This window comes from Thermococcus barophilus MP, assembly GCF_000151105.2.
Classification (GTDB): domain Archaea; phylum Methanobacteriota_B; class Thermococci; order Thermococcales; family Thermococcaceae; genus Thermococcus_B; species Thermococcus_B barophilus.
In genome coordinates this window covers 1357977-1370714 of the sequence record NC_014804.1, presented here as the reverse complement: position 1 = coordinate 1370714, position 12738 = coordinate 1357977, and the positions used below count along the sequence as shown (strand labels likewise).

Sequence of the window (12738 nt, the reverse complement as noted above, 5' to 3'; positions counted from 1 at the left end):
TTCTTGATTTGCTTTTATTTTGGGTGAATGTTTGCTTTAAACGCTTCTTTTGTTGCAAACACTTCTTAAAAAGCGGAAATCAAAGCTCCAACAAAAAAGTAATTTTGCCAAAGTGTTTGCATTTCAAGGACTTACCCACAAACATATTCACACTTAACAAAAACACACATCGAGACATGATGAAAACTATGGTGTTTATATTTCCTTTGGCAACACCTAAATACTTCAACTGCATAAAATATTATTGGTGAAGCTGATGTTTGAGAAGATACTTTTCCCAACGGATTTTTCTGAAGTGTCCTTACATGCTTTAAGGAACTGTGTCCCGAAGTTCTTTGAGCTTGGGGCTAAAAAGCTCTATCTTGTACACATAGTTGATATCACTGCAACAGATATTGAAGCCCTTGAGCTTATGAAGATTGATGAGGAACAGATAAACAACTTGGCGGACGAGCTTAGAGAGCGGGGAATAGAGGTTGAATCAATTGTGAAGCTTGGAATTCCTTCGTTGGAAATAGCTGAAATTGCCAGAGAAAGGAACGTTGACCTAATTATAAGCCCCTCAAAAGGAGAAAATATTCTGCGTCAGATGTTTTTGGGAAGCACAGCTTCAAACCTTGTAAGAGCAACCAAGAAACCCGTTTTATTGATTAGGTATGAATGGGATGAAGAGGAAGAGAAGATAAAATGCCTGCATGACTGCGAGAAAATTTTTGACAAACCGCTGGTAGCTTTAGACTTTTCGCCGTGTTCAATACGGATAATGGAAGCTGTTAAGAGGTTTGAGGAGCTCGCTAAGGAAGGAGTCCTTCTTCACGTCGTTGACTACGGCAAAGCTGAGGAGCTTGAAGAAAATATAGCAAAGGCCAAGCAGAACCTTGAGAGGTATGCAAAGATCGTGAAGTTTCCAGTTGAAAAGGAGGTGCTGGCTGGCATTGCCTCTCAAGGGATAATAGGTCTCTCAATAGCAAAAGGTGCAACGCTTATTGTAATGGGTAAGAAGGGACGAAGCATCATCAGGGATTTACTCCTCGGAAGCACGGCAGAAAGGGTCATAAGGGATTCAAAGCTGCCTGTGCTTTTGGTACCGTGTGAATAGCCTCAGACTGGAACGGCTTCGTCATCAATCGGCAGCTACCCTGTTGCCATCATCGGCTGTAGTGAGTAACTTCCTCTATCTTTTAACTCTTTTTGTAAATCGAATTCCCATGTGCATCAATGGCAACCAAAAGCGGGAATCTTTCAACCTCCAACACCCAAACTGCCTCGGGAATGCCAAGTTCATCGAGCCAGAAAACATCTCTTACTTTTTTAATGCTCTTAGCCGCTAAAGATCCTGCTCCGCCGGTGAAGGCGAAGTAAACAGCGCTATGCTTCTTAAATGGTTCGGGGATCATTCCTCCCTTTCCAATAATCCCCCTAACTCCTAAAGATAAAACCTCATTGAGATAGCGATTCATCCTCGTGCTTGTTGTTGGGCCTGCTGAGACTATCTCAAATTCTCCCTTATTTTTTCGGACAATGGGTCCGCAGTGGTAGATAGTAGCTCCTTCTAAGCTAAAGGGCAGTTCACCTCGTTTAGCAAGGTCGACGATCCTTCTGTGGGCTAAATCCCTTGCTGTGTATATGATTCCAGAAAGATAAACGATGTCGCCAGTTTTAAGTTTTAGAACATCTTTCTCGCCCAAAGGAACTTTTAGGTCCACAACATCACCATGATAGGATTTAACTCTAACCTTAAAGCTTTTTTGGGTTTGACTAATTTTCTCAAACCCAGCCTGTAAGTATCAGTTTTAGGTAATTTAACCTCGGTGATGGTATGAACACCAAGATTATTGGTTCGGGAGTTCTTGCTGCACTGCTTGTGTTATCTATAGTGGGTTATGTCGGAGCATTTGGAGGCGGAGGAGAAGGAAAGCTGGAGTACAAGGTTTACTCGAAGGAGCAGATAATGTCCGGGGCTTACAAGGTCTACGGCAATCCAAAGCTTGGCTTTTGGGTTGCAAAAGTTGTTCTTCACAACTCAGGAAATGGTGCAATAAAAAACATAAAGATAAGCTACTCCATTGACAACTATGCTCCTGAGGTTGAGAGAAGCTATCCCATTTTAGTACCAAACGGTACCATCGTTGATCTCTATTTTCCGATTCTCTCGAGCGAGGTGACCAAGCTAACTGCCTCAACGCCGTCAAACCTGAGGATACGGATAACATACGAGGTGAATGGTGAAACCAAGGAGGAGAGCATTACAAAGTCTCTCTCAATACTTGGCGTCAACGACTTTGTGTTTTCATCGCTGAGCCCCGAGGAGAGCACCGGCAGTTTCTACGACACCTTCAGCAATGCTCCGCTTCTTGCTGCATGGGTAACGCCAAGCGATCCAGTTGTCAGGGAGTTTGCGGATATGGGAAACAAATTAGCTGGGGGAGCGGGGGCAAGCTTAAGCGATGATGAGGCAATAAAAAGCCTCAGCGGAATGTGGGCTTTAGCTGTTATAAACGGCTTCTCCTACAAGACCGAGGGAGAAGGCTACTGGACTGGCAAATTCGCAGAGCACATAATGTTCCCCAGAGATGTGATAAGGGACAAAAGCGGGACGTGCATCGATTTAGCACTCTGGTTTTCTTCCCTGGCGATGTCCCAGGGGCTTAAAGCCTACATCGTGCTGATGCCGGGTCATGCATTCCCACTCATTCAGCTTCCGAGTGGGGCAATAATTCCAGTTGAAGCTACAGCAATAAACTCCGGCGTCTCGTTCCAAGAGGCAATTCAAGCAGGCATCAACACATGGCAGAAGGCAATGAGCGGACCGTATATAGTGGTGAACATCGCTGAGGAGCATTCGAAGGGGATAGTTCCTCCGGAACTGCCCCAGCTTCCAGCGGATATACTGAGCAAGTGGGGTATAACCCTGCAACCCACGGGCGGAACCCAGGAAGGTACAACAGGGGGCATGACGGGAGGCACCGGTGGTGGAGGAACTGGAGAAACAGGCGGAGAAACCGGGGGAAACAACGGAAACCAACGCTGGAATACATATCTCGGGCAGTACTTCTCCTTTGACTATCCCGCTGACTGGGACAATCCAGAGGACTACGGCGGCTACGTTTACTTGCTTAGCCCCGATGGGGAGTTTGAATTCATGGTGATCTACTCCCAGGGGGCGAGTGTTCAGGACATGGTTTATGCCTTCGAGAACAGCTTGGCCGAGGCTGGAGCAACGATAAAGGACAGGCAGGAGACACAGGCGAGTATAGCTGGTCAAACGGTTTACACTGTTCTTTACACAATTGACACAGGTTATGGGGACTACTCAGCAGTTGCAAGATACTTCACAGCGAATGGAATGGGATTTGCAGTTGTTTATGACTTTCCCGTTGGAAGGAACGAGTACAATCAGCTTGGTGAGTACATTGTAAGCACCTTTAAGCTGGGGTGATGAAAATGAAGAAGATTTTACTCCTATTTTTGTTGCTGTTACTTCCATTGGCAGTTGCTCAGGAGATAAAGATAGTGGAGTTCAAGGTTGATGGTACAATGAAAATTACAGTTGATGATGTTGGAAATGCCAAGGTCAATGAAGTGTGGAAGTTCACCCCAAACTTATACCTTCAGATGAAGCAGACCTACCCGACAACCTACATGCTCAAGCGGGAGTTCGAAAACAAGAGGAGCGATACAGAGTACAAGAACATGAAAATTGAGTGGGATGACTCCAACAACCAGATAAAGGCAAGTTATGTGATGCTTGGAGCAGCTGTGAATAAAGGCTCCTACTGGGAACTCAACCTGGGAGAGGGCGACCTGACACTGTCAACTCAAAACGAGAATACTATCGTCCTCACCGGCGTTCAGCCGCTATTCGGGGGGCAGGGCAGGCTTGTGGAGACGATAACCGTTGTCTTACCGAAGGACGCCAGAAACGTTCGCTTCGAAAACGGCGCCATAAAGTACGAGCTTCCCTACAAAGAAAGCGGTAAAAACCCAATCTTCCTCGGGCTCGCGGTAATAGCCCTGATAGGACTTGTGCTCCTCAACGTCCCCCTGAAGAGGGGTTGAGAATGCTCAGGGAGATCAAGAAGGAGCTTGTGGAGTACATAAGCAGGAACACGGGTATTGATAAAGACACAGTGGTTAAAGTTCTCCGCGCCGAAGAGGCTTTCTTCATGATGCAGATCAGGAAGGCACTTGAGAAAGAGGGAAGGGTGTAGCTGATGTTTGCTTTCAGTATTTTTTGCTTAAGTTTAGTAGCGGAGGGAAATGTATGAAGAAGTTGGGAGCTTTCGTCATTGGAATACTCCTTGTATTTAGCATTATGGGAACGTTTTACCCTGTGAAGGGCGAAGGGCAGTGCACGCCAGATAACCCGTGCTACATAACCCAGTGCACCATGATAACCCAGAGTGGCTACTATAAGCTCGCGAACGACATAGTTGTGAATGATATCAGCCAGCTAATACCAGTCAATTTTGACAACGAGGGAAACAACGCGGGTTTATCCTGCATAGCCATCTACTCAGAGGGCGTAATAATAGACGGAAACGGGAGGAAGATAATCCTAAAAATCCCCATGGAAGAAAGACCTCCCTTGGCACTTTCGGCGGTTTATGTTGAAAGCTTCGAGACTTTTGCAATAGCAGAGGAGATAAAGAATCTCGTAATAGATGGCTGGGACGTAGGGGTGGACACGGGGGTAAGTGAACTCCGCTATACCGTTGAGGACATAATGAATCCAAGTTTGGAGATAGTGTATTCCAACCACTATGTTCAGTTTAAAATAGACGCCGAGAAGAAGACAAACTTCCTCCTGTATAACAACACCATAAGAAACACGATAGTTGGCATCGCAATAGCTGGGCCGGTTGTATCGGACCCAGGGATATTGGAAGGGGACGTCTTCGGGTATTTAGGGGATGTCCTGCCGACGTTCTCAGGTCTCGTAGAGAACACCTTCGAGGACAACATCATAAGTGTACATATCTCAGGTACGGCGGCAGGGGGCAATGTTACGGTCCCGTTTCTCATAGCCAATAACACGGTGAGAAGGTCATACCTGGGCATCTATATATTAACTTCTGTTCCGGCAGTTAGGGAAGTGGGATATTTCGATAAGCTTCCGATAGCCACAGGACCAACGCTCGTAAACAACGAAATAGTGAACAACACGCAGGGAGTGACTATAGTAGCATCAAAGAGGGTCGGGTTCATAAACAACTCGGTGAGGAACAACAGGTTTGGAGTAATAATCCGCGGCGAAAAGAACCTATCCAAGGTTATTAATATTGAAGACGAAGACAATGGAATACTCCACTGTGATGTGAATTGCCTCTCTGAATACTGGATCGGCATTACCTCAAACGTAACAATTTCAGGGAACGAGATAACCAACAACACATGGGGGATAACAATATCAACGGCGGAAAACCTGACCATTTCGGGCAACTTAATAGCGGACAACAGGGATACCTATGAGGAAGTGTCCTACACCCTGCCAAACGGAAAGGAAGTAGGAGCCTATGCAATTCCCAGCTTCTCCCTCTATGGAATAGGGCTTTACCTCCACAACGTCTCCAACTCATTGATAGAGAACAACGAGCTCTTTGGAAACGGTATCGGACCACTCACTCTGGAGTATCTCCCCTTCTGCGACTCCTGCGGGTATATAGCTGACATGGCCAGAAACCACGCCCCCCTCGGCTATATCGGGGCTTTAATAGACATCGAAGGTGAGAACAACACCATCAGGGAAAACTACATCCACGATAACGCCGGAATAGGCATCTACCTCCGCTCCAGGGATGAGCTGGAGAAAAACGTTCTCGTTAACGATTACATCTCCACGATTGGCACTGACGGCTACTTTACGGATTTTGAGGTAAAGGAAACGACCGTGAACGGAAGGCCTGTGCTGATGGTGAAGAATGCGAAAAACGTCCTCATAAACAATGCAGGCCAGGTGTTTGTGGTTAACTCAAGCAACGTTAGGATCGAGGGGCTGGAGTTTCAAAGTTACAAGGCAACGCCTGTTATTGTGTCAGGTTCGTCGGACGTTGAGATAAGGGCGGTAAATGCTAAAGAGCTTGAGGGCATAGCAGGCATCTACGTCCAGGATTCAAGTGGAGTCAGGATAGTGGAGAGCAACTTCGAGAGAAACTATTACGCCTCTATTGGGGTTAGAGGTTCGAAGGATGTCCTAATTGAGGGCAACAGGTTCTCAGAGAACTTTGGGATTCCGGTGCTTGCCAGTGGGGTTGAGGGACTTGATATCAGGGAAAATGAGGCGTTTTCCTCTGGGGGAGGAATTGTTGCCCTCAACATCGAAAACGGCAGAATAGCAGACAATAGGGTTCATGACGCGGTAATGAGAAAAAGGCTCCTCGGATGGAGCGGCGAATACTATTACGACCCGGTCTTCGGTTACTACTTCTATGCAGTGCCAGTCTTTGAGCGTCCTTACCCCTGGCTCCCCGGGATAAACGTAGGATACTCGCCGATAGCGACGGTAGTGGTCAACGGCACCGGACTGGAGATAACGAGCAACGAGATTCTCGAAAACGAGCTTGCGGGAATACACGTCTGGAACGGTAAAAATGTAAAAATTACCAGCAACAGGGTTGAAAACAACTCCCGTGGGGGAGTTATCCTTGGACTCCCCGTCAGGACGGGAAAGAACATCAGGGTTGAGGAGGTTATAGTCAGGGGGAACACCTTCGTCAACAACGGTCTTTCCATCACTGGGGATTACGGTTCAACCTTCATCGACAGACTTCTCATACCAGAGGTGCCGCTGGTGAGGAACATAAGGGTCGAGGACAACACCGTTAACGGCAGGCCCTTGGTTTACCTCGAAAACGAAGAGGGAGTGGAGATAAGCAACGCGGGTCAGGTAATAGCCGTTAACAGCACGTTCACCGTTAAAGGCCTTGACGTTGCCTTCACAGACCTGCCACTTTTGGCCATAGATTCAAGGGTCACCATCGAGGACTCAAGCTTTCAAGGACGCTGGGGAGTGGCAATCCTGAGGTCGAACGCATCAATCAAAAACACCCGCGTGGAGCACGGCGCGGAGTGGGTGTATTATTCCTACCAGGATCCCGTCTCAGAAAAAATCGTCAACGAGAGCACACCGCTATTGTCGTTTGGCTTCCATCTGGTGTACTCGAACGCGACTTTACTCGACGTCGATGTTGTCTCAAAGGTGGAGAGCAACTCCTCCATGACGGGTATAGACGTCTACGCAGAACCCACAAGGCTCTATTCGCCCGTCTCGGTGAAGATTTCGGGGGCAAAGGTGGAGAACGAGCTCACGGGAATTGACGTAACTGCTCAGGACGTTGAAATAATGTATTCGGAGATTGAGAATTCCTACATAGCCATAAACGTCAAAGCCTACGGTAAAGCCACAATAAAGGGCAACGGGATAAGCAATGCCGCCTGGGGACTGTGCATCTCGCCGAGCAAACACGGGCAGGTCATCATAGCGGAGAACATTATCCACAACGTTGAAGAGGCCGGGATAAACATTGGGGGCAAAGATGACCTCAGCAACTTCAATGTAACGGGCAACGAAGTTAGAAATTCGAAGTACGGCCTCCTGGTGACGGTTCCCTACCAGGGCATGGGGAACGGGGTTATCTCGAACAACCTCTTTGCGGAGAACTACTACGGGCTGATTCTGGGAGCAAGGACTATGGAGAACGTAGAGGTTCACACCAACTGGCTGGTTAACAACACCTATGGCCTGACAATAAACGCTGAGAAATCTGAAGAAGTGACGGTTTATAACAACTACTTTGACAACTACCGGGACGTCTACATGTCCCACACTCTGGGTGGCGTTTCCTTCAATACAACGGTAAGGCCGGGAAGAAACATCGTCGGAGGACCTTTGATAGGGGGCAACTACTGGGAGAGGTACGATGGAACCGATGAGAACTTCGACGGAGTAGGGGACGAGCCGTACCAAATAGCCTATGGCACCTACGACTACCTGCCCCTGATAAAGTTCAAACCGAAGTCCATAGGTGGAGAGTTCCCGATAATCATTAACGAGCCCGGCTATTACAGGCTTGAAACCGACGGGGAGAACCTCTCGATGGAATACGCGGTACTCATAAACGCGAGCAACGTCCTCCTCGATGGAGAAAACCACACGCTGAGCGGGAAAGAATTGGCGCTCTACGGGGTGAAGGTGGAGAACACTGAAAACGTCACGGTGGTGAACCTCAACCTGAAGGGCTGGCTTTTGGCGGGAATTTACGCGGAAAACACAGTCAATGCCAGGATTTCCGGAAACACCGTAACCGGGAACACCGCTGAGGGGGTAGACGTCAGAAACTCACGGGGAGCTGAAGTTTCATACAACACCATTAAAGACCTCACCGGGGACGGCGTTTACCTGAAGGACACCGTAAACTCCTCGATTTCGCACAACACTGTGGAGAACGCCAAGGGCTCAGGAGTAGAACTCGACACTGGCTCGGCTGGAAACCTCGTGTGGGGGAACTCAATAAGTTCCGGAGGGGTCGGCTTCTACCTAAGACCTGGAAGCAGAAGCAATGTAATCTTTTCAAACTTGGTTATCAACAACAGCCTTGGAGTCTACGTTAGCAACTCCAAGTTCAACTTGATCTACAACAACTACTTCGACAACGCAAGGAACGTTAAGGTTCTTGGCAACGTTACCAATCACTGGAACGTCACGAAGAGAGGAGGCACGAACATCCTCGGCGGCAATTTACTCGGCGGAAACTACTGGAGCGAGCTTAAGGACTGCGAGGACAAAAACTTAGACGGCTTCTGCGACGTTCCCTACGTCATAGATGACAACAACGTTGACTATCTGCCCCTAACGGTGTCGTCTGATACGAAGCCGCCGGAAGTTGAGATAATCTTTCCGGAGAACACGACTTACTACCAGAACGTCACAGAAATCAAAGTTAGGGCAAGTGACGATCACGTGGTTGAAAAGGTCATGGCATTGGTTGACGGCTCAATTTGGGTTACAATGGAGTTCGATGGCGAGTACTACATAGCAAAAATAACCCTTGAAGAGGGACACCACGCCATAGAAGTCTACGCGTATGATGCCGCTGGAAACGTTAACTCTACGAGGGTGGAATTTACTGTTGAGATCAAGGAAATTAAAACGTCTATCGAAGATCAGGAGACAGCCCAGGTATCGTTTGCAATCCTAACGTATCTCTACTATCAGTGGTACCAGAAAGCGTTTGAGGAATTCAATGTCTTGTACAACAGTTCCTCCCAGAACCTCGACAACGAGACCCTCGCAAGGATAAAAGACCTCCTTGTCCTCGCGAAGAAAGAGTACTGCTGGGTGGAAGGGCATTATCAATCCCTCCTACAAGCGGACGTCAGGGCACTAATACACATGAGAAAAGCATATCTCTACATTAAAAAAGCTCTCGAGCTCCTTGGAGTTTCGTGAGTCTCGTTCTTTTACCTTTTTGAAAGCTTCGCTCTAAGATGAGTTTTTAGTAGAGAACTAATACCTTCTCGCAGTAGACGGCAAAGGTTAAACCGTTGGAGCCAGCGATGAATTAAATATAAAAACATGGAACACTTAATTTAGAAGTAAGGTGTTTGGTGTGAACGCCTCCAGTCTAATTAAGTTACTGTCCAACGAGACCAACCTTGAGATACTCTCCGTCCTCAGATCTGGCTCCTTCAATCCGCGAGAGCTTGCCCGAATACTGGGAAGGGATGAAACAGACGTCTCAAGGCGTTTAAGGGCGATGGAGAGAGCTGGTCTCGTCGAGGGCAGGTGGATGAGGGTTAGAGGGAAAAACGTCAAGGTATATTCCCTCAAGGTTGAAGACATCAGGATAAGGTTCGAGCCCGGGGAGATACTCGTCAGCACTTCAAAGGGAGACCGATACGAGGTTCCCCTATTGGAGAGCAGGCATCCTCTTGTCGATATATTCGTTGGGCGGGAAAAAGAAATTGACCTAATCACCTCCTCCGAGAAGAGCGTTATAGTAATCTACGGAATAGCTGGGATTGGGAAAACAGCTCTTGCCGCGAAGATTTTCGGTGATGCATTCTGGTACCAGATGAGCGAAGGAGACAGTCTCGACTACTTTGCCTGGCAGGTTGGATTGTTCCTTAACTCTCTCGGCTACGATGCCCTTCTTGAGTATTTAAGAGCCGGAGGGAGGGAAGAGCGAGACATCTTTGAGCTGCTCCTTGATGGCGTTGAGAAAAGCTCGGCAAAGATCGTTATTGATGACCTCCACAAATGCAGGGATGAGAGGATACTCCACCTGCTTGCATTCCTCTCCGAGAAGCTCGATAAGGGGAAGCTGGTTGTGACCTCAAGGGAGAAACCAAACCTCGGTTTGAATGCCCTCTACCTACGTCTATCCGGTCTAAGCCTGGAAGAGGCATATTCGCTTGTTGAAGCAAAAGGCGTGAATATAAGCCCGGAAGAATTTGTGAAGGTTTACCAGATGACACTCGGGCACCCCCTCGCTTTAAACCTTTTTTCAGAGACATACGTGGAAAGGAGAGAGTTCGAGCGGGAAAACCTGTTCGATTTTCTCGTCAATGAGATATACGAAAAGCTGAAAACGGATGAACGGTTTTTGCTCCAGTTTATGTCACTTTTTGACGAACCCCTTGAATACGACGAAATAAAGGAGCTCTATGGAAAGAACGTTTTTTCAGTCCTGTACTCCCTCCTGAACAAGGGACTCATCGAGAGGAGGGGGAACCTTTATTTCGTTCACGACCTCATTAGGGGGTTTTTAAGCGAGGTTAGGGAGGTTGATGAGGCTAAATTCTACTCAAAGTACATAAAGTTTCTCCTGAAGAAGAACAACACCAGGGACTTTTTGAAGGCCTTCAGGTATGCGGTCAAGCTCAAGGATGAGAAGACCATTAAAAGGCTCGTTGAGCTGAGGTTGAGAAGGTTTAAACGGGTTGTCCAGGATTTTTCCGATTCTTATTTAAACGTCTTATCCACCATAAAAGACAACCCGTACGCCAAGGAGGAGCTCGCCAGCATTTACTTCCAGAAGGGCTTCTTTGAAAAAGCATTAAAGCTCTGGCTTGAGATCAAGGATGAGCTGGAAGGGATTCATAAAGCTGATGTGCTGAGCTCTTTAGTAGATGTGTACATAGAGCTCAACAAATCGGATGAAAGCAAAAAATACCTTAGAGAGCTTGAAAAGATGAGGGAAATCATGAACGACGCGGAGGTTGACTTCTGGTACTTTGTGGAGCTCACTAAGCTAAACGCTTACCTTGGAAAGCTTGAAGATGCCCTCGAAAGTGCCTTCAACGAGCTGGGGGCATTAAAAAGGCTCAACCCATATCCTGAGCTTGAAAGCCTCGTTCTCCTCCACATAGGGGACATATACATTGAGCTGGAACGGTACAGGGAAAGCCTGAAGTACTATTCCCAGGCTTTAGATCTCGCAAGGGCGTACAGTCTGTCCTTCATGGAGCACCTCTCGCTCTCCGAGCTCTCCAAGGCTTATTACCTTGTGGAGAACTATAAGAAGGCCGTTGAACATGCCACAGAGGCAGTGGATTACTTTTTAAAGGTCAGAAACTATCGGAGGGCCGTTGATGCTCTCGCCTACAGGTGCTTCTCCTACATTGCCCTTGGAGAGCTTGAAATGGCTCAAAAAGATGCCGAGGAGATGATAAGAATCGCCCAGAGCACTGGCTATCCACTTGGATGGGCAGGGTACATAGCTTTAGCTGCAGTTGAGAACCTCAGAGGCGGAAACTTCAAAGAATACATCAACATCGGAAGGGAGAGGCTGAAAGGCTATCCCTGGCTTTATGAGGTAGTTCTTGAAGAACTCAGCAGGATTTTTGATATTTCCAGTATTACTGCCAAATCTTAACTTTTCCCTTTTCATCAACCTCAATGAACGCTTTTCTGTGAGCCCAGCACTGAATTATTAATCCCACCGGAAGTGATGCAGGATGTCTGTGGGCGTATTCTATCTTAACATCCAAAGCCGTTGTTCTACCTCCCATGCCCATTGGTCCAATTCCAAGTGAGTTGACTTTATCAAGAATTTCTTCCTCCAATTGAGCAATTCTTTCGTTTTCATGCCTCATTCCAAGAGGTCTTAAAAGTGATTTTTTGGCGAGTTTTAAAGCTAAATCTGCACTTCCCCCAATTCCCACGCCGAGAATCACTGGCGGACAGGGTTTACCTCCGCATTCTCTCACCCTTTTCACAATAAAACGCTTGACGCCTTCAAAGCCTTCGATTGGGTTGAGCATTGCCAAAGCTGAGCAGTTCTCACTCCCTCCACCTTTGGGCAGGACTGCTATTCTTATCCTGTTCCCTTCAACAAGCTCCCAGTGTATTATTGGCACGAACCTGCCAGTATTGTCCCCGGAATTTTTGTTCGTGAGAACATCGACAGCATTAGGCCTTAAGGGAATTTCTTGTGTAGCTCTTCTTGTCGCTTCCAATAGAATTTCTCCAATTTCACTAAGATACGGATTTTTGATCCCGGCTTCAACGAAAAAAGTTATTGTTCCAGTATCTTGGCAGATGGGAATTCTCTCATTTTTGCCGATTTCAATTGATTTAAGAATGTTCTCAAGATTAAATTTTGCAATTCTGCTTTCTTCCCTTTCATATGCCCCCTTAATTGCGTTGATGACATCTTCAGGAAGGTTTGTAGCGGCTAATCGAATTGCCTCAATAACTGCCTCAGTAAGCTTTTCCTCCAATGACACCACCTTATA

Annotated in this window: 8 protein-coding genes; 6 read left to right on the top strand and 2 right to left on the bottom strand. The window is 47.2% G+C overall.

From position 1 onward, the window contains the following. Positions 1–256 precede the first annotated feature (256 nt). Entirely contained in the window at positions 257–1099 is an 843-nt protein-coding gene (locus TERMP_RS07825; RefSeq protein WP_013467853.1) for a universal stress protein, read from the top strand. Positions 1100–1181: 82 nt separating this feature from the next. Here TERMP_RS07825 and TERMP_RS07820 read toward each other — a convergent pair whose 3' ends face one another. Next, positions 1182–1763, bottom strand: a complete 582-nt coding sequence (locus tag TERMP_RS07820) for a FumA C-terminus/TtdB family hydratase beta subunit (RefSeq protein ID WP_158304572.1) — start codon at positions 1761–1763, stop codon at positions 1182–1184. Positions 1764–1819: 56 nt separating this feature from the next. Here TERMP_RS07820 and TERMP_RS07815 point away from each other — a divergent pair, with 56 nt between their 5' ends. The 5 genes from TERMP_RS07815 (at position 1820) to TERMP_RS07800 (ending at position 11876) form a co-directional block, all read left to right on the top strand. Beyond that, on the top strand, positions 1820–3439 hold the full coding sequence (locus TERMP_RS07815) for a hypothetical protein (protein WP_013467851.1): 1620 nt from the start codon (positions 1820–1822) through the stop codon (positions 3437–3439). Then, complete coding sequence (locus tag TERMP_RS07810; protein WP_148221082.1) at positions 3439–4059, top strand: hypothetical protein; 621 nt, start codon at positions 3439–3441, stop codon at positions 4057–4059. Before TERMP_RS07815 ends, TERMP_RS07810 begins: the two co-directional genes overlap by 1 nt. Before the next feature lie 2 nt (positions 4060–4061). Next, the gene (locus TERMP_RS11605) at positions 4062–4211 is read left to right on the top strand and encodes a hypothetical protein (RefSeq protein WP_013467849.1); all 150 of its coding nucleotides are present in this window, start codon (positions 4062–4064) and stop codon (positions 4209–4211) included. Between the two features lie 53 nt (positions 4212–4264). Then, the gene (locus TERMP_RS07805; protein ID WP_013467848.1) at positions 4265–9448 is read left to right on the top strand and encodes a NosD domain-containing protein; all 5184 of its coding nucleotides are present in this window, start codon (positions 4265–4267) and stop codon (positions 9446–9448) included. Positions 9449–9608: 160 nt separating this feature from the next. Next, entirely contained in the window at positions 9609–11876 is a 2268-nt protein-coding gene (locus TERMP_RS07800; RefSeq protein WP_013467847.1) for a tetratricopeptide repeat protein, read from the top strand. Here the strand turns inward: TERMP_RS07800 and TERMP_RS07795 are convergent. After that, positions 11860–12723 carry a fumarate hydratase gene (locus TERMP_RS07795; RefSeq protein ID WP_013467846.1) on the bottom strand — a complete coding sequence of 288 codons (864 nt, stop codon included), beginning with the start codon at positions 12721–12723 and terminating at the stop codon, positions 11860–11862. The two genes, TERMP_RS07800 and TERMP_RS07795, sit on opposite strands and share 17 nt — an antisense overlap. Between the last annotated feature and the right edge of the window lie 15 nt (positions 12724–12738).